Here is a 24,759-nt window from a genome sequence, read left to right as displayed (position 1 = left end):
CCGTACGGGGTCACATCTGCGGGTACCGGCGCCGCCGCCAGGTCCACGCCACCGCGGCGGCCGCCACCGCCCAGCCGAAGAGCACAAGGTACGGGAAGGCGTACTGGTTCTCGGCGAAGTAGATCGCGTTGTGCTGGGCGTTGACCGAGGCCCCGGGCGGCAGCCAGCGGCCGACGGCCCCCAGCGGCTCGGGCAGGAGCAGCCAGGACACCGCCCCGCCCGAGGACGGATTGCCGAGCAGCACCATGAGCAACCAGGTCGGCAGGATGGCCCACTTGCCGAACAGCATGTAGAACGCCGTGAACACCAGCCCCGAGGTCACCATCGTGAGGGTCAGGATCGCCCAGGACTGGAGGAAGGGCAGCCGCAGCACGTGCAGCCCCCAGTCCACCACCGCGACGATGGACAGGCTTCCGAGCGCGGAGTACGCGACGATCGTCAGGAAGCGCTCCAGCGGTCTGAGCTCCGACGCGTGCACGGTCAGCTGCACCGCGCCCAGGAAGCCCACGATGACCGCGGCGAGCGTGATGTAGAAGATCGCGAGCCCCTGCGGGTCGCCGGGCTGCAGCGGTCTGAGGTCGCCCAGGCTCAGCTGCACCCCTGCCTGCGCGGCCGCCACCGGGGCCGCCGCCGCCAGCACACGCGCCACCGAGGCCCCCGCGGCCGGCACCAGGTCGAACGAGACGCCGCCGCCCCCGGCCCTGGTCTGCGCCACGGCGAACACATGCTGCCGGTCGACGGCGTCGACGGCGGCCGCCCGCGTGGCGAAGCGGCGCTGCAGCAGTTCGGTGCTCAGGCCCGAGTCCATGCCCGCCACGAACTTCTGCAGCTGGGGGGAGTCGTCCACGACGCCGATCGGGATGTGATGCGGTGTCGGATGCGCCATGGCGAAGCTGTACGAACCGGCGAACAGCCCCGCCCCCACCGCCAGGAGCAGGACGATGACCACGGCCGGCCGGAAACGTGACAGCCCGGAGGGGGCAGTCATCGGCTTACCCTCATCGCACCCTCCGAAAGGCCGAGCTCCGTCCCCGGCGGCCTCGCGGCACGGCCGGCGGTGCGGGGCGAACCCGCCGCCCAAGTTACTGCCGGTGATCCACCCCCGCTACCTGACGGGACCTGGGTCCGGCGCACCGGCGTGAGGGCCCGGCGAGCCGTCCGGTCACGCGGCGGCGGCCTCCAGGGCGCGGACGGCCCAGTCGAGGGCGGGCTCGCGGCTCTCCAGGACGGGCCAGCCGTTGACCACCGCGAGCAGCCGGGCGTACCGCTCCCGGCGCGGGTCGGACGCGGTCCGCAGACGGGTCAGCAGCCGTCGCCGGAGCTCGGCGCCGTCCGCGGCGCCGAGGAGGTCCGCGTACTCCGCGGCGACGGCCGCGACGACCGTACGCGCCCGGTCGGAGGCGGGGTCGACGCCGGCGGCCACGGCGGGGCCGACCCGCTCGCCGACCGACGCGACGACGTCGCGGCGCGGCGACGTGGTCCCGGCCCGGGCACGGTCGGCCGCGTGCTCCCCGGCCATCCGGCGCATCGTGGCCCGGAAGCCGGGGTCCTGTGACAGTTCGGCGAGCTCCACCCACGCCTGGACCTGCTCCGGCTCGGGGTCCTCGGGCAGCGCCGGGGTGAGGGAGCGGCGCAGGCCCGCGAGCGCGGGGGCGTCCGCGAGGTCACCGGATCCGCCGAGGACGGCGTCGAGGAAGTCGTCGATGAGCCGTCCGCGTTCCGCCGCGGACAGCCCGGCCAGTTCGTGCATGAGCTCCGTCTCCTCCGGGGTGGACCCGCGCCGGGCCACGGCCGTCAGCACCGCGCGCCGCAACCGCAACGTGCGGATCTGCGCCTCCAGGGCCGCGGCATGGGCCGCCGCGACCTCGGGCAGGGACAGCTCCCGGTCCACGACCCGCCGGATCGTGGCCAGGTCGAGTCCCAGCTCGCGCAGGGTCCGCACGAGTTCCAGCCGGGCCGGGGCCTCGTCGCCGTAGCGGCGGTAGCCGGCCGGACTACGGCCGGCCGGCGTCACGATCCCCCGGTCGGAGTAGGAGCGGATGGTCTTGACCGTCAGCCCGGTGCGCCGGGCCAGGTCGCCGATCGAGTAGCGCGCGTCGCCGTTCACACCTCCACTCTTCCGTCTCCCCCCGGGGGAGACTCAAGCCCCCGCGCGGGCCGCGACGGCACGGGCCGCCGCCGCGATGTCGCCCCCGCGGGTCGCGCCGGTGAGCGGATCGCTCGGTGCGTAGCGCACGGCGACGCCGTACTGGGCGCAGCGGGCGGCGATGGCGGGGCAGGCACGCTCCGCGAGGGCCGCGATGGTCAGGGAGGGATTGACGGTGAGGGAGGTGGGGACGGCCGCACCGTCCGTCACGAAGAGGCCGGGGTGGGTGCGCAGCTCGTTGAGCTCGGTCAGCGCGGAGATCGCGGCGGAGTCGCCGAGCCGGCAGGAGGCGAGGGGATGGGCGGTCACCGTGCCCGCCACGTCCTCGTTCCACGGGCGGACGGTGGCGAGGCCGTCCCGTTCCAGTACCGCCCGTGCGTGGGTGTCGGCCTCGGACCAGCCGCGCCGCGTGCCGGCCGTCGGTGCGAACCGCATGGTGCCCAGGCCCAGCCCGTTGGCCAGGCGGGTGAAACTGCCGGTGAGGGGCGGCACGCCGAAGCTGCCCTCGGCCTCGTCCTCGGTCATGGCGAGCACGGTGAGCCAGGAGCGCCAGCGGGCCCGCATCTGCTTCTTGGCGACGCCCGACCAGCGCCCCCCGGCGGTCTGGGCGAGGGAGTTGGTGACGGTCGGGAAGTAGATCTGCTGGAGGGTGAAGCGGGAGAACTCCGGCGCCCGGGCGTCGAGTCGGTCGAAGGACGCCGCGGTGATCGGCATCCCGATGTGCAGCGCCTCGTACGCGACCGTCGCGCTGCGCGCCAGCCCGAGCAGGGAGCGGACCTTGCCCTCGTCCATCTCCGCGACGCTGACCCGGTCGCCGTTGCCGGAGAAGTAGCCGCCGACGGCCGGCGGGACTCCCCCCAGGGCGAGCGCCGAACGCTGCAGCAGGACCGGTGTGCCGACCGCGCCCGCGGCCAGCACCAGGACCTTGGTGTGGACGGTGCCCGCGCCCGTGGGGCAGGTGTAGTCCGCCGGGTCCACGGTGGTGTAGTCGACGGCGTAGCGGTATCCGGGCACCGTGGACGGGCGGATCAGCTGCACCTCGTGCAGGGGGCGGATCTCGGCCCCGTGGGCCTCCGCGGCGGGCAGGTAGTTGAGGAGCATGGAGCGCTTGGCGCCGAATCGGCAGCCCGAGAGCATCCAGTTGCAGTCGGTGCAGCGGGCCCGGTCGACGGCGACGGGCACCGGGTTGCAGGTGTGCCCGGCGCGGTCGCAGGCGGCGGCCAGCACGCCGCCCGCGTACGAGACGTCGGGCCAGTCGAGCTTCGTCACGGGCAGGGCCTGCTCGACCTGCTCGTACCAGGGGTCGAGGGCGGCGCGGGTGAGGGAGGCGGGCCACAGCCGCCGTCCCGAGGCGTCGCGCCGGTCGAAGACGAAGGACGGCGCGCGCAGCGACGCGGCGAAGTAGACGACGCTGCCGCCGCCCACGCAGTTGCCCGCGACGACCGAGATGCCGTCTCCCTTGATCACGTCGACGATGCGGGGGTACGCGCCCAGGTCGAGGTCGTGGGTGAAGTCCTCGGTGGCCAGGCGCGGTCCGCGTTCGAGGACGGTGACCCGAGCTCCCGCGGCGGCGAGGTGGTAGGCGGGTATCGCACCGCCGAAGCCGCTGCCGATGACGAGGACATCGGTGGTCTGGGGGCTCATGCGGGGCTCCCGGAGGGGGTGGTGGCGGGGTGCGGCTCGGCGAGGGCCGTGCCGTAGGAGTGGGACGGGTAGCGCCACAGGCCGTCGGCGTCGGGCGGCGGGAAGCCGGTCCAGACCAGACCGGGGTGGCCTTCGGCGAGGGCCTGCGCGGTGTGGCGGTGGGCGGCGGTGTCGAAGGCCAGACCGACGAGGAAGGCGAGCAGTTGCCAGATCGGGCGGTCGAGGTCGTCGGCCCGGAAGAGCCCGGCGACCAGGGTGGTGCGGTGGTCGAAGGAGAGGCCGACGAAAGGCGGGCGGTCGAGCGGGAGCAGGATGAGCCGGCTGATCGCGTAGGCGGTGGCGCGGGCGTCCAGCAGCGCCGCGATGCCCGGCAGGAGCGCGTTCAGCGGGAGGTCGGGCGAGGTGAGCAGGGTGATGACGCCGGCCTGTACGGCGCCCGGGCCGGAGGCGGCACCGGCGATGGCGCGGTCGGAGGGGGAACGTCGTTCCCCCGGCACGAGGGTGTCGGCGAAGGCTTCCAGGGTGGAGACCGGCTGCCAGGAGCCGAGCGCGGCGGCCGCGGCGGGAGCGGCCGCGGCGGGAGCCGCCGCCGTGCCCAGTGCGGGCAGGGCGGCGACGGCGGCGGCCAGACCGCGCAGCACGGCGCGCCGGTCGATGCCGGGGAGCGGCTCCACCGGCTACCACCCCGCGCACAGAAGGCTGAAGGGCAGCGTGACGGAGAGCCCGCTCTCGCCGGCCTCGTCCCCGTACGCGTCCAGGACGTCCGCGACCTCGGGCAGTTGCGGACGCAGCGCGGCCACCAGGTCGCCGATGCCCACGGTGACCCCGTTGAGCCGGAAGTTCGTCAGGAGCATCGCCGCACGCCGGTTGCGCTTGTCGAACCAGTAGCGGCCGTCCCAGGAGACGTACGGGACCGCGCCGGTGGTGGACTGCACGCTCCAGTGGTCGCGCTGGTAGTAGCGGCACACGGGCAGGGCGAGCGCGAAGCGGGCGGGTTCGGCGAGCAGGAAGCGGACGGCGCCGCCGTTGTCGAGGGTGATGTCGCGCTTGGAGTACTCCACGCACACCGGGTCGGACAGCCAGAGCCACGGGTCGGGGGTCTCGCCCTCCCCGTACGCGTGCCAGTCGCAGGCGGCGGCGAACGGCGGCTCGGAGTACGGGTCGGGAGCGTTGGCCGAGGCGGGGGCGGTGGCGGTCACCGCGAACAGGGCGGCCGCGGCCAGGGTCAGCAGGCGTGAGGAACGGCGGAAACGGGGCATGGGCAGACTCCGGCGGTCGTGGGGACGGGGCGTACGGGGCCTGGGCACCACGCAGGATGCCGCTGACGCGACGTCAGGGCAAGAGGTTGCACACAGACTCATTGAATGAGTGGCTCATCCACTGCCTGAGTGTGTTGACGCGGTCCCCGTTGCTCGGTGGGCTTGGACCGGACCGCTTCGAGAGGACGACCACGGTGGAGCCACTGCCCCGCGAGACCATCGTCGACGTGCTGGAACGCCGCCTGCAGGAGGACATCCTGGGCGGCACCCACCCCGCCGGCACCCTGCTGCCCCCGGAACAACGCCTCGCCGAGGGCTACGGCGTCACCCGCACCACGGTGAAGCACGCCTTCGGCCGGCTCACCCAAGCCGGTCTCCTGGAGACCCGCCACGGCGTCGGCACCCGGGTCCGCGACTACCTGCGCCTCGGCGGTGCGGACCTGTTGCCCATGCTCGTACGGCACAACCCCGGATGGCTGGCCGACATCTTCGAAGTCCGTGCCGGTGTCGGCACGTTGATCGCCGAACGCGCCGCCGTCAAGGCCACTCCCCCGCAACGCGCCCGGCTACGCACCCTCCTGGACGCCGTCGGCACCGCCGCCGACCCCGACGCCGTCCAACTGGCCGACGCCGAGGTCCACCGCGCCCTCGCCCAGGCCACCGGCAACCGCGTCTACGTGCTCCTCACCAACACCCTCTTCGCCGCCTACCTGCCGTTGCGCGCCCGCCTCGTCGCCCCCTTCCGCGACCCGGCGGAGGCGGCCGCCCGCCTGGAACCCCTCGTCACCGCCGTCATCGACGGTGCCGCGACCACGGCCCGCGCGGCGGCCCAGGCGTACCTCGCCGAGACGCAGCGCATCATGCTGGAGTCGCTGGAGCCGTCCTGAGCCGGGCGAACCGCCGCGGAAGGGTTCCCCGGTCCGCGGCGGCCGGCCTCGTCAGCGGGCCTGGTCGGTGGGCCGGATCAGGATCTCGTTCACCGCGACGTGGTCGGGCTGGGTGACCGCGTACAGGACGGCGGCGGCGATGTCCTCGGGCTGCAGGGTCCGCATGGACTCGGCCATGCTCTTGGCCATGGCCTGGATCGCCGGGTCGGTGATGTGGCTGGTCAGCTCGGTCGAGACGAAGCCGGGTTCGACCAGGACGACCCGGACGCCCTGTTCGGTGACCTCCTGACGGAGCGACTCCGCGAAGGCGGTGACGCCGAACTTGGTGGCCGAGTACACGCCGCTCGCGGCCGTCGCCGTGCGCCCCGAGGTCGAGGAGACCTGGACCACGGCCCCCTTGCGCTCCAGCAGGTGGGGCAGGGCGGCGTGGACCGCGTACATCGAGCCCAGCAGGTTGGTCTCGACCATGCGCGTCCACTCGGTGGTGTCCGCGCCGAGGATCGGGCCGCTGAGCATGACGCCCGCGTTGTTGACCAGGATGTCGAGACCTCCGAAGCGCTCGACGGTCGCCGCGACCGCGTCGCGCACCGATGCGTGGTCGGTGACGTCCAGATCGATGGCGAGCATCTCGCCGGGGGCGTCCTGCACGAGGTCCTTCAGCCGGTCGGCCCGCCGGGCCCCGACCGCGACCAGGGCGCCGGCCTTCGACAGGGCGATGGCCGTGGCCCGGCCGATGCCCGAGGACGCGCCGGTGACGAGGACGACCTTGCCTTCCAGGGTGCCGCTCACGTTGTTCTCCCAGGGGTTCGTGTTCGTGGTTCGCGACCCGGGCAGAAGGTGACCGCCGGGTCATGTTGAGCGTAACAGCTAACCTGACCCTCCGGTCACGTTGGTGATAGGCTCCACACCTGGGAGGAGGCGCGGATGAGCGGGACGACAGCCACTCCGGGCCAGCGGGCGGACATGGTCCGCAACCGACGCCTGCTGCTCGAGGCGGCGACGGCGGCGTTCGCCGAGCGCGGGGTCGACGTGCCGATCGGTGAGATCGCCCAGCGGGCCGGCCTCGCCAAGGGCACCGTCTTCCGGCACTTCGCCTCGAAGGAGGACCTCCTCGCGGCGATCATGCTCCAGTTGCTCGACCAGCTCGTCGGCTCGGCCGGCCGCCTCCTGGAGGCCGACGACTCGGGGGCGGCGCTGCGCGAGTTCATGACCGACGGCGTCGAGGCGCTCGCCACCGACCGCGCGTTCTGCGAGGTGATCGGCCGCCCGTCACTGCAGCACGCCGAGGTCCGCGACCGCATCGCCCTGCTCTGCGACGCCGCCGAGGCGCTCACGGCCCGGGCGCGCGAGCAAGGCGCCGTGCGCGGCGACATCACGGGGACCGACGTCGTCCTGCTGCTCGGCGGGATCCACCAGACGGCGGCACCGCTGCTCCCCATCCAGCCGCAGGCGTGGCGCCGCTACCTCGCGCTGGCCTTCGACGGGCTGCGCGCCGCCGACTCCGGGCCCTTGCCGGAACCGCCACCCGCGCGCCTGGAGATCGCCGACCCCGCGACGTCGCCGTAGGGCACACGCACCCACCCCTCCCCCGACCAGCGGAACATCGGGCCCGCCGGCGCATGCCGCCGGCGGGTCTTGACCGCATCCATGCCCATGGGAGAGCATTGCTCTCATTTATAAGCACTGCTCTCGACGGGGGATGGGGATGAAGCTGTTCTACGCGGGCCCGCCGCTCGGGGAACTGCACGAGGAGTACGCGAAGAAGGGCCGGCTGGACGAGCGCGCCCCGGTCAGGTCGACCAGTTCGGTCACCGTTGACGCACCGGTCGCCACGGTGTGGCGGCTCGTCAGCGACCTGCGCGCCTGGGACACCTGGCGCTCCGACGCCCGCGTCGTCGAGCTCGGGGCCGTGGAACCGGACGCACGCTTCCGCTGGAAGCTGCGGGGGACGCGCATCACGTCCTCCTTCGCCGTGGTGGCGCCCGAGCGGGAGCTGTCGTGGACCGGGCTGGCGATGGGCTGGATGAAGGCGGTCGACCGGATGCGGATGGCACCCACGGACGACGGCCGGACGGTCGTCACGATCGAGGAGTCGCTCTCCGGGCCGCTCCTCACGCTGTTCTACGACAGCACACGGCTCCGCAGGGGCCACGAGGAGATACTCCGCATGCTGAAGGCCGCCACGGAGGACAGCGCGGAGGAGAGCAGGGCCTCGTGCCGGCCGGGGACCTAGGACCAAGGGACCACTGGTCCGGTCCGCGCCGGTTGCGGGATGCTCCCCGCATGATCGAGCGCGAGGACGCGGTCCGGAGGGTTCAGGAGCACCTGGACCGGTGCTTCCCGGGGCGCATGGCGGTGGTGGAGGCCGAGGAGCACGAACTGGTGTGGGTCGTCGTCTACCAGTCCGCGGAGTACGTCAGGACCGGCGACGCGGAGCATCTCCTGGCCGGCAACGGACCGTACCTGGTGGACCGTGCCGACGGCCGCATGCACGCGATCGGACCTGTGGACTACCTCATGGGCGGATGGGAGGACGAGTACCGGGCGCGTGTCCGCCGACTGCCGGTGCGGACCGCGGTGGACGATCTGGACGACCGGATACGCACGTCGGTGTCCGCCCGCGGCCGCGTGTTCGCCATGGTCGAGCTGCGGGAACGGATACCGGCGCTCACCCCCGCCGACGCCTTGGCCTACGTGACGGCCGTTCAGGCCGCCCGCCCCGCGCCCCGGCGTCCGCTCGCCGTCGTCAGCCAGGCCCTGGTGCCGTACCGGGAGCCCGTCATCAAGCCCGTCCCCCAGAGACGCGAAGACGCCGGTCAGGACGGGGGAACCTGACCGGCGCCGGTCTGCGTTGCGGGGCCGCGGTGGCGGTCGCCCCCGGCGAGGGGCTCCGTGGGGCTTCAGCCGAACGATCGTCCCCACGGGCGAAGGGATGAGGCCCGGGGTCACTGGCCCACTCACGGCACCCGCATCAGGTGGAACCGTGCCCCGGCCCGGATTGTTCCCGCGTCCCGGTGGTCCGCGGCCGCGGAAGGCATGCCCGGGGCCCGCTGCGGGGAAGCGCGTTGCATGACGAAGACCGGTCTCCCGGAGGGCATCCGGGCCTGCCTGTTCGATCTCGACGGAGTGCTGACCAAGACCGCGGTCGTGCACGCCGCCGCCTGGAAGGAGGTGTTCGACGACTTCCTGCGGCACCGGGAGGGTGCGGACTTCCGCCCCTTCGACAAGGTGACCGACTACGACGAGTACGTCGACGGCCGCCCACGCGCGGACGGCGTGCGGGCCTTCCTGGCCTCGCGCGGCATCGAACTGCCCGAGGGCTCCGCGGACGACCCGCCCGAGCGCGACACGGTGCACGGGGTGGGCAACCGCAAGAACGTGATCCTGCTGGAGAAGATCCGCAGCGAGGGCGTCGAGGCCTACCCGGGCTCGGTCCGCTACGTGAAGGCCGTACGGGCCGCCGGCCTGCGGACGGCCGTGGTGTCCTCCAGCGCCAACTGCCGCGACGTGCTGGTCGCGGTCGGCATCGAGGACCTCTTCGACGTGCGCATCGACGGTGTGGTGGCCGCCGAGCGCAAGCTCCCCGGGAAACCGCACCCCGACACCTTCCTTGAGGCGGCGCGCGAGTTCGGGGTGGAGGCGAAGGCGGCGGTGGTCTTCGAGGACGCGCTGGCCGGCATGGACGCCGGCCGCTCCGGCCACTTCGGGTACGTCGTGGGGGTGGACCGGGTGGGCCAGGCCGACGCCCTGCGCGCGCACGGCGCCGACATCGTCGTACGGGACCTCGCCGAGCTGCTGGAGGCGGACGCGTGATCAGCCACTCCTCCTACGTGGTCGAGCCGTGGTGCCTGCGTGAGACCGAGCTGGACCTCGACGTGCTCGCCCAGAGCGAGTCCGTGTTCGCCCTCTCCAACGGCCACGTCGGCTGGCGCGGCAACCTCGACGAGGGCGAGCCGCACGGACTGCCCGGCTCCTATCTGAACGGTGTCCACGAACGGCACCCGCTGCCCTACGCGGAGGCGGGTTACGGCTACCCGGAGGCCGGCCAGACCGTCATCAACGTCACCAACGGCAAGATCATCCGGCTGCTCGTCAACGACGAGCCGTTCGACGTGCGCTACGGGCGGCTCGTCTCGCACGAACGGGTCCTCGACCTGCGCGCGGGGCACCTGCGCCGCACCTGCGAATGGACCTCCCCCGCCGGCTGCACCATCCGGGTGACCTCGACCCGCCTGATCTCGCTCACCCAGCGGTCCATCGCCGCGGTGGTGTACGAGGTCGAGGCCGTGGACGACGTGCGCCTGGTCGTCCAGTCCGAGCTGGTGGCCAACGAGCAGCTGCCGACGACCTCGGGCGACCCCCGGGTCTCGGCCGTGCTGGACTCCCCCTTGCAACCGGAGGAGAACCTGGCCCTGGACAACCGTCTGCGCCTGGTGCACTCGACCTCGGTCACCGGACTGCGGGTCGCGGTGGCGGCCGATCACGCCGTGGAGGGGCCGCCGTCCACCCGGAGCTTCAGCGAGAGCAACGACGACACCAGCCGGCTCACCGTCACCTCGTCCCTGGCGGCCGGGGAGAAGCTGCGCCTGGAGAAGATGGTCTCCTACGGCTGGTCCCAGGTCCGCTCGCTGCCCGCCGTGCGCGACCAGGTGGAGGCGGCGCTCGCGGGCGCCCGCAGCACGGGCTGGCAGGGGCTGTGCGACGAGCAGCGCGACTACCTCGACGCGTTCTGGGCGCGGGCGGACGTGGAGATCGACGGCGACGCCGAGATCCAGCAGGCGGTCCGTTTCGCCATGTTCCACGTCCTGCAGGCGGGTGCGCGCGCCGAGCAGCGGGCGATCCCGTCGAAGGGCCTGACGGGCTCGGGCTACGACGGGCACTCCTTCTGGGACACGGAGACCTTCGTCCTTCCGCTGCTCACCCTGACCTCGCCGGAGTCCGTCGCGGAGGCCCTGCGCTGGCGCCGTGCCACCCTGCCCGCCGCCCGGGAGCGCGCCCACCAGCTCGGCCTCGAGGGCGCCGCCTTCCCGTGGCGCACGATCGACGGCTCGGAGGGCTCGGGCTACTGGCCGGCGGGAACGGCCGCGTTCCACATCAACGCGGACATCGCCGACGCCGTCGTCCGCTACGTCTCCCTCACCGGCGACGAGGACTTCGAGCGCGAAACGGGTGTGGAGCTCCTGGTGGAGACCGCGCGCATGTGGCACTCCCTCGGTCACCACGACCCCCACGGGAACTTCCACATCGACGGGGTCACCGGGCCCGACGAGTACAGCGCCATCGCGGACGACAACGTCTACACCAACCTGATGGCCCAGGCGAACCTGCGCGCCGCCGCCGACGTCGTCGAACGCCACACCAAGGAGGGCGCGGCCCTCGGCGTCGACGACGAGGAGACGGCCGCCTGGCGGGACGCGGCCGCGGCCATGACCGTCCCCTACGACAGCGCGCTCGGCGTCCACGAGCAGTCGGCGGGCTTCACCCGGCACCAGATGTGGGACTTCTCCACCACGCAGCCCGACCAGTACCCGCTGATGCTGCACTTCCCCTACTTCGACCTGTACCGCAGGCAGGTGGTCAAGCAGGCGGACCTGGTACTGGCCATGGTCAAGCAACCGGAGGCCTTCGACGACGAGCAGAAGGCACGGAACTTCGCCTACTACGAGCCGATGACGGTGCGGGACTCGTCCCTTTCGGCGTCGACCCAGGCGATCATGGCCGCCGAGGTCGGTCATCTGCGCCTCGCCTACGACTACCTGGGCGAGGCGGCGCTGATGGACCTGCACGACCTGGAGAACAACACCCGCGACGGCCTGCACATCGCCTCCCTCGCCGGCACCTGGGCCGCGCTGGTCGGCGGCTTCGGCGGGATGCGGTACCGGGACGGCCGCGCCGCCTTCGCACCGCGGCTGCCGGAGAAGTTGCGGCGGCTCGCCTTCACCCTGCAGGTGCGGGGGCGGCGGCTGAGGGTGGAGATCACCGGCGCGGCGGCGACGTACACCCTGCTGGACGGGGAGCCGCTGGAGCTCTACCACTACGACGACGGGTTCACGCTCACCGTCGACCGCTCGCAGACGCGCAAGGTGCCGACCCTGCGCACGCGTCAGGCGCCGGAGCAGCCGCCGGGCCGCAGTCCCCGGCACCGCTGACCTCCCCGCGTGCGCGGCGGGTGCGCGGCGCCGGTCCCCCGAGGGGGCCCGGCGCCGGGTCAGCGCCCGGGGAAGTGGGGCAGGACCTCCTCGGCGAGTTCGTGCAGTACCTCCGCGACCGGACGGTCCCCCGGACGGAGGTTGAGGGAGACGTGGGCGACGCCCAGGTCCGCCATCGCGCCCAGGTGTTCGACGAGGGCGGTGCGCCCGGTGCGCAGGCCGAGGCGGATCGGCTCCGGCCGGGCCGCGGGGTCCGCGACCAGGTCGAGCAGCATGGGCGTGAGGTAGGGCTTGGACCTCCCGCCGGTGAGCTCCCGCCACCGCTGGACGTCGTCGCGCAGGGCGTCGAGGGGCCGGGGGTAGTTCAGGCCCGCGTCGGCGTGCCCGGCGATCCACTCCGGGGTCTGACGGGCGCTGCCCGCCACCGCGATCGGGATGTCCCCGCCCACGGGCTTCGGCAGGACGTCGATCCGCCGCTCGGCCCGGAGCCCGGTGCCGGGCAGGGTCAGCCCGAGCCCGGGAGCGGGGGTCTCCCAGGCGGCGCGCAGGGTCCGCACGCCGTCGCGGAAGGCCTGTCCGCGGCCGTCGAAGTCGGCACCGAAGAGCGGGTACTCCACCGGGCGGTCCCCGCTGGCCAGGCCCAGGACGAGGCGTCCTGCGGAGAGCACGTCGACGGTGGCCGCGGCCTTGGCCACGTGCAGCGGGCTGCGCAGCGGCAGGACGACGGCGGAGGTGCCGAGCACGACGTGTTCGGTCAGCGCGGCGAGGTGCCCGAGGTACGCGAAGACGTCGAAGACGGATCCGGCGTCGCCGAAGGCGAGCGGGTCGTACACCGGTACGTCGCGCAGCCACAGGGCGCTGAAGCCGAGGCGGTCGGCGAGCCGGGCGAGGTCGGCGTGACCGCTCAGGTCCGGCACCCCGAAGGGGCGGCCGGCCTGCTGGTCGGCGGCACGGCGGCCGGCTCCCCAGTCGTTGTCCAGGGGGAGTTCGAGTCCGAGGGTGAGCCGCTGGTGCGGGCCGGTGAGGCGGGTGAGGGCGGTGCTGGTCATGGTGCGGGCCTTCGTCGGTGCGGTGTCGGGGCCGGGACCGGCGGTGCCCGTGGTCCCGGCCCCCGCGGTCAGTGCCGGGAGGTGAGGGCCGGCTGCTCGGCGGGCGCGGCCCCGGTGACGACCCGGCTGGTCCGGCCGCCACGGCCCTTCTCCAGTGCCGCGGAGACAACCGCGAGCACGAGGGCGGAGGCGGTGAGGACGGCCCCGACGAGGTTCGGCGCGGTGTAGCCGAAGCCCGCGGCGATGACGACCCCGCCGAGCCAGGCGGACAGCGCGTTGCCGAGGTTGAAGGCGCCGATGTTGACGGCCGAGGCCAGGGTGGGGGCGCCGGACGCCTGGTCCAGGACCCGCTTCTGCAGCGGCGGCACCGTCGCGAAGCCCAGGGCGCCGATGAGGAGGATCGTCACGCCGGCCGTGACCTCGTTGTGGGCGGTGAGGGTGAACAGCGCCAGCACGGCGGCCAGGGAGCCCAGCGCCGTGTACAGCATCGGCATCAGGGCGCGGTCGGCGTACTTGCCGCCTACCAGGTTGCCGACGACCATGCCCGCGCCGAACAGGACCAGCAGCCAGGTGATGGAGGAGTCGGCGAACCCGGTGACCTCGGTCATCATGGGCGCGATGTAGGTGATGGCCGCGAAGACGCCGCCGAAGCCGAGCACGGTCATCGCCATGGCCAGCAGGACCTGGACGTTGCGGAAGGCGCCCAGTTCGTGCCGCAGGCGCACGCCCTGCGGCTTCGGCATGTCGGGCACCAGCTTGAGGACGCCGGCCAGGCCGACGACGCCGAGGCCCGCGACGACGAAGAAGGTCACGCGCCAGCCGGCGTTCTGACCGATGAAGGTGCCCAGCGGCACGCCGATCACGTTGGCCACGGTGAGGCCGGCGAACATCATCGAGATCGCGCGCGCCTTCTTCTCCGGGGCCACCAGGTCGGCGGCGACGACCGAGCCGATGCCGAAGAAGGCACCGTGCGTGAAGGAGGCGAGGATGCGCCCGGCCATCATCACGCCGAAGGCGGGTGCCAGGGCGGAGACCAGGTTGCCGAGCACGAACAGGCCCATGAGCAGCATGAGCATGTTCTTGCGGGACACCTTGGTGCCGAGCAACGTCATGATCGGCGCGCCGATCATGACGCCGAGTCCGTAGCCGGTCACGAGCAGGCCGGCGGTGGGGACGGAGACCCCGAAGTCGGAGGCGACCTCGGGCAGCAGGCCCATGATCACGAATTCGGTGGTTCCGATCCCGAAAGCCCCGATGGCGAGGGCCAGGAGCGCGAGAGGCATGGCGGAGACCTTCCAGATGTTGCAGTGGCACCTAACAAGCGAAAACAATAATTGCAGACGCGCTATAACGTCAAACGCTGGACATCTCCGGGCGGCGGCATACCATGGCCAGTGACGACGAACAGCCTTCACCCGCAGCCGCCGCACAAAGGGGACCTCGATGACCGCCACCGATCCGGCCCTGACCGCCCTCGCCCAGGGGTGGCACGCCCTGTCGCTCCTACACGGACGGATCGAGGGGCGGATCGAGAAGCAGCTCCAGGTTCACCACGACCTCAGCGTGCGCGAGTACTCCCTGCTCGACGTCCTCAGCCGTCAGCACGACGGGGAGGGCGGCCACCTGCAGATGCGCCAGGTCGCCGACGCCGTCGTGCTGAGCCAGTCGGCGACGACCCGCCTGGTCACCCGGCTGGAGGACCGCGGCCTGCTGGCCCGCTACCTCTGCCCCACCGACCGGCGCGGCATCTACACGGACGTGACGGAGGCCGGCCTGAAGCTGCTGGAGGAGGCCCGGCCGACGAACAACGCGGCGCTGCGCGCCGCGATGGACGACGCGGCACTCGTCCCGGAGCTCGCCCCCCTGGTCAAGGCGGTGGAGGACCTGCAGGGCGCGAAGGTCCCGGCTTCCTGACCCGGCCATTCCGCGCACGAACTTATTCCGCGTTTGCAATTAACCGCGTGCGCAACTAACCTGGTCGTGGAGCACGGGAAGGGCGCGTCCCCCGCCCCCTCCCGGGACGTTCACCCGTCCGCACTCGCACCGGCACCCATCGCCGGCCGCGACGCGAAAGGATCTGCACCATGACCACCCCCACCCCGGACATCACGCTGAACAACGGCGTCACCATGCCGCAGCTCGGCTTCGGCGTCTTCCAGGTGCCCGACGCCGACACCGCGGCCGCCGTCACCTCGGCCCTGGAGAGCGGCTACCGCAGCATCGACACCGCGGCGATCTACGGCAACGAGGCCGGCGTCGGCCAGGCCCTCGCCGCCTCGGGCATCGCCCGTGACGAACTGTTCGTCACCACCAAGCTGTGGAACGGCGACCAGGGCTACGACAGCACCCTCGCCGCCTTCGACGCCTCCCTCGCCAAGCTCGGCCTCGACCACGTGGACCTCTACCTGATCCACTGGCCGGCCCCGGCCCGTGACACCTACCTGGACACCTGGCGCGCCTTCGAGAGGATCCACGCCGAGGGCCGGGCCCGCGCCATCGGCGTCTCGAACTTCCAGCCCGCGCACCTGCAGCGGCTCATCGACAACGGCGACGTCGTGCCCGCCGTCAACCAGGTGGAGCTGCACCCGCAACTGCAGCAGGCCGAGCTGCGTGCCTTCCACGCCCGGCACGGCATCGCCACGGAGGCATGGAGCCCGCTCGCCCAGGGCGCCGTCCTGAAGGACCCGGTCATCACCGGCATCGCCGGCCGCCTGGGCAGGACCCCGGCCCAGGTGATCCTGCGCTGGCACCTGCAGCTCGGCAACGTGGTCATCCCCAAGTCGGTGACCCCCGAGCGGATCCGCGAGAACCTCGACGTCTTCGACTTCGCGCTCTCCGACGCCGACGTCGCGGCGATCACCGCCCTCGACAACGGCACCCGCATCGGCCCGGACCCCGACGCCTTCAACTGATCGCCCGGCCACGGGCCGCGGGGCACCCCGCGGCCCGGCGGGCGGCAGCGTACGGCGCGTGCCTCAGGAGGCGGTGCGCTCCTCGATCCGCCGCAGCGCCTGCTTGAGGTACCCGGCGAAGCGCGGGTAGTTCTCGCTCATCGGGAAGTGCCCGATCTCCTTCATCTCGATGAACTCGGCCCCGCGGATCTGCTCCGCGGTACGGGCCCCGTCCTCGGGGGTGGTCAGGTAGTCGTACTCGCCGGTGAGCATGACGACCGGGCAGCGCTCCCCGTCGATCTCCCCCAGCCTGCCGCGGAGGTCGTGGTCGACGGAGTAGAAGTACAGATCGCCCTTGAACGCCTCCGAGCCCTGGCTGTAGTAGAACCAGGTCGCCCAGCGGTCCGCGTCGGGCGACTGCGGGGCCATGAGGTCCCACACCCCGCTGGCGCAGACCTGCGCCGCGTTGGCGTGGGGATGCTGCCACCAGTCGAGGTAGAAGCCGGGAGAGTAGTCCGCACCCTCCACGGGGATGACCGCCTTGAAGCGGTCCGGGTGCCGCAGCGCCAGTTGCAGGGCCACGTTCCCGCCGAAGGAGGAGCCCATGAAGATCGGGTCCTCCAGACCCAGCGCGTCGCAGAACGCGGTGATGAAGGCGACGTAGTGGTCCGCGGTGAGCTTGTACTCCTCCTTCCACCACTCCTTGTTCAGCGGCGGGTCGGACTTGCCGTGGCGGGCGAGGTCGTAGGCGATGACGCGGTGGTTCGCGGTGATCTCCTCGTCCTCCAGGAGGCCGCGCCACTGGTGGTTGTGGCAGCCCGCCGTGTGCTGGCACACCAGCGGCTGTCCCTGGCCGTTCTCCAGGTAGAAGACCTTGTACTGGACGTCCTCCACGTCGATCGTGACGTAGTGGCCGGTCACCGGGGAGATACGGGAGGCGGTGCTCATCGAGGGGTCCTTTCGGCGGTGCGGGGCGGAACGGTGGTTCAGCCCAGCGGGCCGGTGAGGCGGAGCAGTTCCAGCTGACGGGTGAGGCAGCGCAGGTTCTGCATGAGGACCAGCAGGTCGCCCTCCAGCCGCATGTCCCGCTGGAAGCTCGCCGCCCAGATGCCGTGGTACATCGGCTTCGGCACCGGCGAGCAGAACTCCCGCCAGGTCGCGGCGCCGGCCCTGATGGCGAAGTCGTAGGCGGTGAGCGGCTCGGGATCGACGACGAGGTCCTCCACCCGGCCGCGGTGCATGCGCACCAGGAAGGCGTGCCGTTCCATGTCCAGCAGATAGGTGCAGCTGAAGTACGCCCCGTGCGCCCGCAGCTCCGCGTCGCCGTCACTGAGCCGGCGGAACTCCTCCACCGGCCCCTGCGCCGTTGCCGTCGCCATGTCCTCTCCTCGCTGACGTCGATCGTTGCGCCCAGCTAATACACCGCCGGGTGCGCGCGGGCGGGGGCACGCCGTCACGTCCCCCGCACGCACCCCGGCAAAGCGTCCGGTGGTGGCACCGCCACCCCGTACGGCGCGCCCACCAGGCGGGCCTCGCGGCGGGCCCGCCCTCCTGGTGCACCTCCGGGGAGGACAGCGCCCCAGATGCCCTCATAGGATAAAGATCATCATTGAATGCCACATTTGCCCCGAAGGTGATCGGTATGAGCGTCCAGGGCGTGAACGAGCCGATGGCACCCGGCGACGGCCGGCCCGAGGTACCGCCGACCGGCGGTGAGGGTCCCGCCGACGACAAGCGGCCGTCCCAGCACGACTACCACCACCCCGCCGCGGGATGGGGCGCCGCCAAGAGCGTCACCCGGGTACTGCTGCGGGAACGCGCACTGGTCGACGGCCCCCGGGCGATCTTCAAGATGAACCACGAGAACGGCGGCTTCGACTGTCCCGGCTGCGCGTGGCCCGACGACACCAAGGGACTCAAGCTCGACATCTGCGAGAACGGCATCAAGCACGTCACCTGGGAGATGACGCCCAAGCGCGTGACACGGGACTTCTTCGCCGCCCACACCGTCACGGAGCTGTCGACCTGGACCGACTTCGCGCTCGAGGACCAGGGCCGGCTCACCGAACCCATGGTGTACGACGCCGGCACCGACCACTACGTGCCCATCTCCTGGCAGGCCGCCTTCGATCTCGTCGGCCGCGAACTCCGCGCCCTGGACAGCCCCCACGAGGCCTCCTTCTACACCTCCGGCAGGCTCGGCAACGAGGCCACCTTCCTCTACCAGCTGATGGCCCGGGAATTCGGCACGAACAACCTGCCGGACTGCTCCAACATGTGCCACGAGGCGTCGGGACGGGCGTTGCAGGCGTCCCTGGGCACCGGCAAGGGCACCGCCGACCTGAAGGACTGGGAGTCCGCCGAGGCACTGTTCATCATGGGCGTCAACGCGGCCTCGAACGCGCCGCGGATGCTGACCGCGCTCGCCGACGCCTACCGGCGGGGCGCCCAGATCGTGCACGTCAACCCCCTGATCGAGGCGGCTGCGACCCGGACGATCGTGCCGCACGAGATGACGGACATGGCCCTGTTCAAGTCGACCCGGACCAGCACGCTCAACCTGCAGGTCCGCGCCGGTGGCGACATGGCGCTCCTGCGGGGCATGGCCAAGGCCGTGCTGGAGCAGTCGGTCGGCGATCCCAAGGCGCTGGACCGGGAGTTCATCGAGCGCTACACGTCCGGCTTCGAGGAATACCGCGCCCTGTGCGAGGCCACGCCCTGGGAGGAGCTGGAGCACCAGTCCGGGCTGACCCGCGCCGACATCCTCAAGGCCGCGGCCGTCTACTCGCGTTCGGACCGCACCCTGATCAGCTGGTGCCTCGGCGTCAGCCAGCACGAGCACGGCGTGGACACCGTCCGCGAGATCGTCAACGTCCTGCTGCTCCGCGGCAACCTGGGGCGCGAGGGCGCCGGCCCCTCCCCCGTGCGCGGGCACAGCAACGTCCAGGGCAACCGCACGTGCGGCATCGACCACCGGCCGGCCGAGGCCTTCCTGGACCGGCTCGCCGCGGTCTGCGGCATCGACCCGCCCCGGGAGCACGGCCTGGACACGGTGGGCACCATCGCCGCCATGCACGAGGGCAGGATCAAGGTGTTCATCGGGATGGGCGGCAACTTCGTGCTCGCCGCGCCCGACACCCCGTACACGGCCCAGGGCCTGGCCAAGTGCGCCCTGACGGCGCACGTGAGCACCAAGCTCAACCGGAGCCACCTCGTCCACGGCAGGCAGGCCCTGATCCTGCCGTGCCTGGGCCGCACCGAGAAGGACGAGCAGCGGCGCGGACTGCAGGCCACGTCCGTCGAGGACTCCATGAGCATGGTCCACCTGTCCGTCGGCATGAAGCGGCCCGCCTCGCCCCACCTGCTGTCCGAACCGGCCATCATCGCCGGCATGGCGCGCGCCGCCCTCCCCGGCAGTTCCACGCCGTGGGAGCACTACGTCGAGGACTACGACCGGATCCGCGACACCATGGCCAAGGTCCTGGACGGGTTCGAGGACTTCAACCGTCGTGTCCGGCTCCCCCTGGGCTTCCGGATCCGCCAGCCCGCGCGCGAACTGGTCTTCTTCACGCCCTCCGGGCGTGCCGAGTTCTCCAGCGCGCCGCTGCCGGACGTGGTGCCCCGCGACGGGATGCTCGTCCTGCAGACGATGCGCTCCCACGACCAGTGGAACACCACCATCTACTCGGACGACGACCGCTACCGCGGCGTGAAGAACCTGCGCACCCTCGTCCTGATGAACCCGGCCGACATGCGGGCCCGGGACATCGAGCCCGGCACCCTCGTCGACATCACGGCGACGGCCAAGGACGGCAGCCGGCGCACGCTCACCGGCTACCGCGCGCTGCCCTACGACATGCCCCGCTACTGCGCGGCCGGCTACATGCCGGAGATGAACGTGCTCATCGCCGCGAACGACTACAGCACCCAGAGCGACCAGCCGCTGATGAAGAGCGTCCGGGTCACCATCGGCCCCACCGGCTGAGGCGCCTGCCGTCACCACGACGCTCCCCCGCCACCGGGCGTGACGGGGGAGCGTCGGCGCGGGTTCAGCCCGCGAGCGTGCCGTGGAGCGCTTCGAGGCCGTCGCGGTAGATGCCGGTGAACAGCTCGACCACCTCCGCCTCGCCGGCACCGTCGGGGACGAACCGGCCGCTCCACACGACCTCCGCGACCTCCGGCTGCCCGGGTACGGCGTGGACCCGCAGGTCGGAGACGTACCCGGTCACGGGGAAGGGCGCCTGAAGGATCGCGTACGCGTAGTGGCGCTCGGCTTCGTCGAAGGCCACCATGCGCTCGACGATCACCTCGCCGTCGGGGTTGCGGAGCCTGCGCACCCGCCCGCCCTCCAGTGGGGTGCTCTCGGGGATGAACGGGAGCCAGTCGGGCAGCGCGTGGAAGCCGCCGATCAGGTCCCAGACGCGTTCGGGCGACGCGGGCACGACTCGGCTGACCGAGGTGGACGCCATGGTATTCCTCCTTGGCTTGTGGGGGGCGAGGGCGTTCAGGCACCGTTCGGGAGCGGCGCGGCGGGGCTGACGAGGCCGGAGGCGCGCAGGTCGGACCAGAAGGCGGCCGGGACGTCCTCGTTGAGCGCGGCGATGTCCTCAACGATGCGGCCCGGCTTGGTCGAGCCGGGGACGGCGGCGACGGCCACCGGGTGCGCGAGGGAGAACTGCAGGGCCGCCGCCTTGACGCTCACCCCGTGGCGGGCCGTGATCTCCTTGATGCGCCGAACGCGCTCGACGATCTCCGGAGGCGCGTCCTGGTACTCGAAGTGGGTGCCGCCGGCGAGGACCCCGGAGCTGTAGGGGCCGCCGACGACCATGCCGACGCCCTGTTCCTGCGCCTTGGGCAGCAGCCGCTCCAGCGGTCGCGCGTGGTCCAGCAGGGTGTAGCGGCCGGCGAGCAGGAAGCCGTCGGGCTGCGGCTCGTCCAGGTCGAGCGTCAGCTCGATGGGCTCGACCCGGTTCACGCCGAGGCCCCAGGCCTTGATGACGCCCTCGTCGCGGAGCCGGGACAGCACCCGGAAGGCGCCCGTGCGGGCCTCCTCGAACTTGCTCAGCCACAGGTCGCCGTGGAAGTCCTGGGCGATGTCGTGCACCCAGACGATGTCCACGCGGTCGACGCCGAGGCGCTTCAGGCTTCCCTCGATCGACCGCTCGGTGGCATCCGCGGTCCATTCGTGGAGCATCGCGTTCGGACGGCCGTGCTCGAAGAGCCCGCCCTTCTCGCCGAGGTCGCGGGCGTCCGGCTCGGGCTCGTCCAGGATGACGCGCCCGACCTTGGTGGCCAGCACGTACTCGTCGCGGGGCCGCCGCGAGAGCAGCTCGCCGAGCCGCAGCTCCGCGAGACCCGCGCCGTAGAAGGGGGCCGTGTCGTAGAAGCGGACGCCCTGGTCCCAGGCGGCCTCCAGGGTCGCGCTCACCTCCTCTTCGGGGATGGCGCGGAACATGTTGCCGAGGGGGGCGGTACCGAAGCCGAGGGGGCCGGGGATGAGTTCCTTGAGCGACATGATGGTGCCTTTCGACGGCCGTACGCGGGGGCGAGGTACCCCGCCGCGGGGCCGTGAGGTGAGGGGATTGCGCCTTACGAGGATCGAGGTTACTTGCAGACGCGGGCTAATGCAAACGATTGATATCTGCGTCATCCACTTGTGGGCGATCGAGCACTGTGCGCGGGATGCGGGAATTAATCAGCGCGTGCAATTATTGAGGGAGCCTGTAGGGCGCATGCGCATGAGCGATGCAACGACGCGTCGCCGCGTGACCCGGCCCCGACCGCCCCCTGAGGAGACAGCTTCGTGACCACCACCTTGTTCGAGCCTTTCACCCTCCGGTCGCTGACCATTCCGAACCGGATCTGGATGGCCGCGATGTGCCAGTACAGCGCCGCGCCGGACGGCGAGCAGGCGGGCGTGCCGAACGACTGGCACTTCACGCACCTGGCGGCCCGGGCCACCGGCGGCACCGGACTGATCATCACCGAGGCCACCGCGGTCAGCCCCGAGGGCCGGATCAGCCCGTACGACCTCGGCATCTGGAACGACACCCAGGTCGAGGCCTTCCGCCGGATCACCGCCTTCCTGAAGTCCCAGGGCACCGTCCCCGGCATCCAGCTCGCCCACGCCGGCCGCAAGGCCTCCACCGAACGCACCTGGGTCGACCGCGGCGCCCCCATCGCCCCCGACACCCAGCACGGCTGGACACCCGCCGGCCCCAGCGCCGTCCCGTTCGGCACCGGCTCCACCACACCGGAGGAGCTCAGCACCGAGCAGATCGGCCGGATCGTGGCGGACTTCGCCGCGGCCGCCCGGCGCGCCCTGGACGCCGGGTTCCAGGTCGCCGAGATCCACGGGGCCCACGGCTACCTCATCAACCAGTTCCTCTCCCCGTACAGCAACCGCCGCACCGACGGCTACGGCGGGGACTTCGCCGGCCGCACCCGCCTCGCCCTGGAGGTCGTCGACGCCGTCCGCGCCGTCTGGCCCACCGACCTGCCGGTCTTCTTCCGCATCTCCGCGACCGACTGGCTGAGCGAGAACGCCGACGACGACCGCGAGGGCTGGACCGCCGACGACACCGTCCGCCTCGCCAAGGAACTGCAGGCCCGGGGCGTGGACCTGATGGACGTCTCCACGGGCGGCAACGCCCCCGACGCCAGGATCGTCGCGGCTCCTGGCTACCAGGTGCCGTTCGCCGAGCGCGTCCGCAACGAGACCGGTATGCCCGTGGCGGCCGTCGGCATGATCACCGAACCCGACCAGGCGCAGACCATCGTCGCCTCCGGCAAGGCCGACGCCGTCCTCCTCGGCCGCGAGCTGCTGCGCGACCCCTACTGGGCGCGCCACGCTGCCACCGCGCTGGGCGGGAAGGTCACCACCCCGGTTCAGTACCACCGCTCCTGAAGGTCGTAACAGCCGCGTCCCCGTCGTACCGTCGTACGGCGGGGACGGCGCACGCCGGAGGCGGAAATCGCGTTGCGCGGCGTCTCCCCGCCCGGACAGCATCACCCCCGTGACCTACACGCTGCGCGAGTACGCCCCGGCGGACGAGGCCTCCTGGCTGCGCTGCAGGGTGCTCTCGTTCCTGGGCACCGCCTACTACGACGACGTCGACCGCACCAAGCCGCCGATCCCGGCCCCCGGCCTGGAACTCGTCGCCGTCGACGCTTCGGGGACGGTCGTCGGCATCATGGACACCGTCGTCGACACCGCCCTGGCGACCATCGACACCGTCGCGGTCCACCCCGACCACCAGCACCGCGGTCTCGGCCGGGCCCTCCTGCACCGCACACGCGCCGAGGTCCGCGAGCGGGGCGCGACGACCCTCGACGCCTGGACCCGCGACGACCCGGACACCCTCGCCTGGTACCGCGCCATGGGCTTCGCGGAGAGCGACCACTACCTGCACGTGTACGCCCACCAGTACACCGCTCCCGGCGAACCGGACCGCGCGATCCTCACCCCGCGCCCCGGCCTGCGGCTCATGGCCGCCTTCCTGCACGCGAAGCTCGAGGACGAGACCCGCATGCGCGCGGAGTTCAGCCGCGTCCACGTGTGCCGGCGCTTCTCCATGACGACGTGACCCCTCGCCTTCCCCGACGGCCTTCCCCTGCTCGCCGTTCCGGTCCCGCCCACGCCGGACGGCGCCCCCCGGCATCGCACGGCCGGCCGGGCCTGCGCCACGATGGTGCCCTGTGAACGACCTCCTGTACGGCCTGGCCGGCAATCCCTCGCTGCCGCCCGAATGGGTCGACCGTCTGATCGCGACCGCGGACGCCGATGTCGCCGGTGCGCTCGCCGACCGCCCCGACCTCACCCGTGCGCAGGTGGCGGCCCTGGCCGCGCGCGACGAGGGCGCCGCCCTGAGCCTGGCGTACGGGGGACGTCTCTCCGCGGCCGATGTCGATCCCGTCGACCGGCCGTTCGTCGCGCTCGCCCTGCTGGACGGGCGCGTGGGACCGCCGGAGTGGGCGCGCCTGCTGGCCACCACGGGGTCCGTCGAGCAGCGGGAGAAGCTGGCCGGCTGCCCCGGTCTCCCCGGACCCGAAGTGTTGCCGCCGCCCGCACAGCGCTAGCATCGGGACGCATGATCGTATGGCTCAACGGCACCCACGGCGCGGGGAAGACGACGACCAGTGCGCTCCTGCAGCCGCTGATCCCGGATTCACGGGTGTTCGACGCCGAGAAGGTCGGCGAGACGCTCGTGGACATCACGCCCGGGCTGCCCGCGACGGACAACTTCCAGCACTGGCCGCCGTGGCGACCGCTCGTCGTCGAGACCGCCCGCCGGGTACTCGACTACACCGGCGGCACCCTGGTGATGCCCATGACCGTCCTGGTCGAGCGGTACTGGCGCGAGATCAGCTCGGGCCTTGCCCGGCATGCCATCCCGGTCCGGCACTTCGTCCTCCACGCCGACCAGGACACCCTCCGCGGGCGCATCGAGGGCGACACTGTTCTCGGCCCCAATTCCCCGTTCCGTCTCCGATACCTCGAGCCCTATGCCGAGGCGGCCCGCACCTGGTTGCACGGCGAGGCACAGGTAGTCGACACCACGCACCTCACGCCCGCCCAGGCCGCCCAGCAGATCGCGGAGGCCGTCAAGGGCTGAGGTGCTGAGCCGAAGCACAGTGGATGTCACCGGTACGGCGCGCTACCTGTCACCGCCTCTGCGCCCCGCAGCCGCCTGAGCCGAAGGCAGCAGCATCAGATCCTGCCCGCGCGGTGCCG

The 24,759-nt window shown here is 72.2% G+C and carries 25 protein-coding genes; 13 read left to right on the top strand and 12 right to left on the bottom strand.

Features of this window, described 5'->3' with window-relative positions:
- Nucleotides 1-10: 10 nt before the first annotated feature.
- The 5 genes from ACFYYN_RS16175 to ACFYYN_RS16155 all read right to left on the bottom strand — a co-directional run bounded on the left by ACFYYN_RS16175 (nt 11) and on the right by ACFYYN_RS16155 (nt 5,049).
- Nucleotides 11-988 (bottom strand): ABC transporter permease, encoded by a 978-nt coding sequence (locus tag ACFYYN_RS16175; RefSeq protein ID WP_500546309.1) that lies wholly within the window; start codon nt 986-988, stop codon nt 11-13.
- Nucleotides 989-1,162: 174 nt separating this feature from the next.
- Nucleotides 1,163-2,107, bottom strand: coding sequence for a MerR family transcriptional regulator (locus ACFYYN_RS16170; protein ID WP_500546308.1), 945 nt, complete (start codon nt 2,105-2,107; stop codon nt 1,163-1,165).
- Nucleotides 2,108-2,140: 33 nt separating this feature from the next.
- On the bottom strand, nt 2,141-3,790 hold the full coding sequence (locus ACFYYN_RS16165; protein WP_500546307.1) for an FAD-dependent oxidoreductase: 1,650 nt from the start codon (nt 3,788-3,790) through the stop codon (nt 2,141-2,143).
- On the bottom strand, nt 3,787-4,464 hold the full coding sequence (locus tag ACFYYN_RS16160) for a DUF5987 family protein (RefSeq protein WP_500546306.1): 678 nt from the start codon (nt 4,462-4,464) through the stop codon (nt 3,787-3,789). The genes ACFYYN_RS16165 and ACFYYN_RS16160 overlap by 4 nt, the downstream gene beginning before the upstream one ends.
- Before the next feature lie 3 nt (nt 4,465-4,467).
- Nucleotides 4,468-5,049 (bottom strand): hypothetical protein, encoded by a 582-nt coding sequence (locus tag ACFYYN_RS16155; protein ID WP_500324732.1) that lies wholly within the window; start codon nt 5,047-5,049, stop codon nt 4,468-4,470.
- Between the two features lie 194 nt (nt 5,050-5,243).
- Here ACFYYN_RS16155 and ACFYYN_RS16150 point away from each other — a divergent pair, with 194 nt between their 5' ends.
- Nucleotides 5,244-5,936: a FadR/GntR family transcriptional regulator gene (locus tag ACFYYN_RS16150; RefSeq protein ID WP_500546305.1), complete on the top strand. Its 693-nt coding sequence runs from the start codon at nt 5,244-5,246 to the stop codon at nt 5,934-5,936.
- Between the two features lie 51 nt (nt 5,937-5,987).
- Here ACFYYN_RS16150 and ACFYYN_RS16145 read toward each other — a convergent pair whose 3' ends face one another.
- Nucleotides 5,988-6,725 (bottom strand): SDR family NAD(P)-dependent oxidoreductase, encoded by a 738-nt coding sequence (locus ACFYYN_RS16145; RefSeq protein ID WP_500546304.1) that lies wholly within the window; start codon nt 6,723-6,725, stop codon nt 5,988-5,990.
- 135 nt (nt 6,726-6,860) lie between these two features.
- On the opposite strand from ACFYYN_RS16145, the gene ACFYYN_RS16140 reads away from it, so the two are divergent.
- The 5 genes from ACFYYN_RS16140 to ACFYYN_RS16120 all read left to right on the top strand — a co-directional run bounded on the left by ACFYYN_RS16140 (nt 6,861) and on the right by ACFYYN_RS16120 (nt 12,085).
- Nucleotides 6,861-7,502 carry a TetR/AcrR family transcriptional regulator gene (locus ACFYYN_RS16140; protein WP_500324727.1) on the top strand — a complete coding sequence of 214 codons (642 nt, stop codon included), beginning with the start codon at nt 6,861-6,863 and terminating at the stop codon, nt 7,500-7,502.
- Between the two features lie 139 nt (nt 7,503-7,641).
- Nucleotides 7,642-8,169: an SRPBCC family protein gene (locus ACFYYN_RS16135; protein WP_500546303.1), complete on the top strand. Its 528-nt coding sequence runs from the start codon at nt 7,642-7,644 to the stop codon at nt 8,167-8,169.
- 50 nt (nt 8,170-8,219) lie between these two features.
- Complete coding sequence (locus tag ACFYYN_RS16130; protein WP_500546302.1) at nt 8,220-8,771, top strand: YrhB domain-containing protein; 552 nt, start codon at nt 8,220-8,222, stop codon at nt 8,769-8,771.
- Between the two features lie 234 nt (nt 8,772-9,005).
- Nucleotides 9,006-9,749: an HAD family hydrolase gene (locus ACFYYN_RS16125; RefSeq protein ID WP_500324722.1), complete on the top strand. Its 744-nt coding sequence runs from the start codon at nt 9,006-9,008 to the stop codon at nt 9,747-9,749.
- Complete coding sequence (locus ACFYYN_RS16120) at nt 9,746-12,085, top strand: glycoside hydrolase family 65 protein (RefSeq protein WP_500546301.1); 2,340 nt, start codon at nt 9,746-9,748, stop codon at nt 12,083-12,085. The genes ACFYYN_RS16125 and ACFYYN_RS16120 overlap by 4 nt, the downstream gene beginning before the upstream one ends.
- 59 nt (nt 12,086-12,144) lie before the next feature.
- Here ACFYYN_RS16120 and ACFYYN_RS16115 read toward each other — a convergent pair whose 3' ends face one another.
- Nucleotides 12,145-13,134 (bottom strand): LLM class oxidoreductase, encoded by a 990-nt coding sequence (locus tag ACFYYN_RS16115; protein ID WP_500546300.1) that lies wholly within the window; start codon nt 13,132-13,134, stop codon nt 12,145-12,147.
- A gap of 68 nt (nt 13,135-13,202) precedes the next feature.
- The gene (locus tag ACFYYN_RS16110) at nt 13,203-14,417 is read right to left on the bottom strand and encodes an MFS transporter (RefSeq protein ID WP_499515882.1); all 1,215 of its coding nucleotides are present in this window, start codon (nt 14,415-14,417) and stop codon (nt 13,203-13,205) included.
- A 160-nt stretch (nt 14,418-14,577) separates the two neighbouring features.
- Between ACFYYN_RS16110 and ACFYYN_RS16105 the strand changes: the two genes are divergently transcribed.
- Both ACFYYN_RS16105 and ACFYYN_RS16100 read left to right on the top strand, forming a co-directional pair.
- Nucleotides 14,578-15,048: a MarR family winged helix-turn-helix transcriptional regulator gene (locus tag ACFYYN_RS16105; protein ID WP_500363074.1), complete on the top strand. Its 471-nt coding sequence runs from the start codon at nt 14,578-14,580 to the stop codon at nt 15,046-15,048.
- A gap of 170 nt (nt 15,049-15,218) precedes the next feature.
- Entirely contained in the window at nt 15,219-16,046 is an 828-nt protein-coding gene (locus ACFYYN_RS16100) for an aldo/keto reductase (protein WP_500546299.1), read from the top strand.
- Between the two features lie 63 nt (nt 16,047-16,109).
- Here ACFYYN_RS16100 and ACFYYN_RS16095 read toward each other — a convergent pair whose 3' ends face one another.
- Nucleotides 16,110-16,973 carry an alpha/beta fold hydrolase gene (locus ACFYYN_RS16095; protein ID WP_499515879.1) on the bottom strand — a complete coding sequence of 288 codons (864 nt, stop codon included), beginning with the start codon at nt 16,971-16,973 and terminating at the stop codon, nt 16,110-16,112.
- Between the two features lie 38 nt (nt 16,974-17,011).
- Nucleotides 17,012-17,404 carry a hypothetical protein gene (locus ACFYYN_RS16090; RefSeq protein WP_500324712.1) on the bottom strand — a complete coding sequence of 131 codons (393 nt, stop codon included), beginning with the start codon at nt 17,402-17,404 and terminating at the stop codon, nt 17,012-17,014.
- Nucleotides 17,405-17,667: 263 nt separating this feature from the next.
- Here ACFYYN_RS16090 and ACFYYN_RS16085 point away from each other — a divergent pair, with 263 nt between their 5' ends.
- Nucleotides 17,668-20,010, top strand: a complete 2,343-nt coding sequence (locus ACFYYN_RS16085; RefSeq protein ID WP_500546298.1) for an FdhF/YdeP family oxidoreductase — start codon at nt 17,668-17,670, stop codon at nt 20,008-20,010.
- 64 nt (nt 20,011-20,074) lie between these two features.
- Here the strand turns inward: ACFYYN_RS16085 and ACFYYN_RS16080 are convergent, their stop codons facing one another.
- Entirely contained in the window at nt 20,075-20,494 is a 420-nt protein-coding gene (locus ACFYYN_RS16080) for an SRPBCC family protein (protein WP_500546297.1), read from the bottom strand.
- A 35-nt stretch (nt 20,495-20,529) separates the two neighbouring features.
- The gene (locus tag ACFYYN_RS16075) at nt 20,530-21,540 is read right to left on the bottom strand and encodes an aldo/keto reductase (protein WP_500546296.1); all 1,011 of its coding nucleotides are present in this window, start codon (nt 21,538-21,540) and stop codon (nt 20,530-20,532) included.
- 288 nt (nt 21,541-21,828) lie between these two features.
- Here ACFYYN_RS16075 and ACFYYN_RS16070 point away from each other — a divergent pair, with 288 nt between their 5' ends.
- From ACFYYN_RS16070 to ACFYYN_RS16055, 4 genes are all read left to right on the top strand, one after another.
- Nucleotides 21,829-22,932 carry an NADH:flavin oxidoreductase/NADH oxidase gene (locus tag ACFYYN_RS16070; protein WP_500546294.1) on the top strand — a complete coding sequence of 368 codons (1,104 nt, stop codon included), beginning with the start codon at nt 21,829-21,831 and terminating at the stop codon, nt 22,930-22,932.
- A gap of 109 nt (nt 22,933-23,041) precedes the next feature.
- A complete protein-coding gene (locus tag ACFYYN_RS16065; protein ID WP_500546293.1) occupies nt 23,042-23,611 on the top strand; it encodes a GNAT family N-acetyltransferase in 570 nt (189 codons plus the stop codon).
- A gap of 112 nt (nt 23,612-23,723) precedes the next feature.
- Nucleotides 23,724-24,104 carry a hypothetical protein gene (locus ACFYYN_RS16060; RefSeq protein WP_500546292.1) on the top strand — a complete coding sequence of 127 codons (381 nt, stop codon included), beginning with the start codon at nt 23,724-23,726 and terminating at the stop codon, nt 24,102-24,104.
- A gap of 11 nt (nt 24,105-24,115) precedes the next feature.
- Nucleotides 24,116-24,640, top strand: a complete 525-nt coding sequence (locus ACFYYN_RS16055) for a P-loop nucleotide/nucleoside kinase family protein (protein ID WP_500546291.1) — start codon at nt 24,116-24,118, stop codon at nt 24,638-24,640.
- Nucleotides 24,641-24,759: the final 119 nt, after the last annotated feature.

It is taken from the genome of Streptomyces sp. NPDC001902 (assembly GCF_042891295.1).
GTDB lineage: Bacteria > Actinomycetota > Actinomycetes > Streptomycetales > Streptomycetaceae > Actinacidiphila.
Note: the sequence above shows the minus strand (reverse complement) of the source record. Positions and strands in the feature narration are given on the sequence as shown.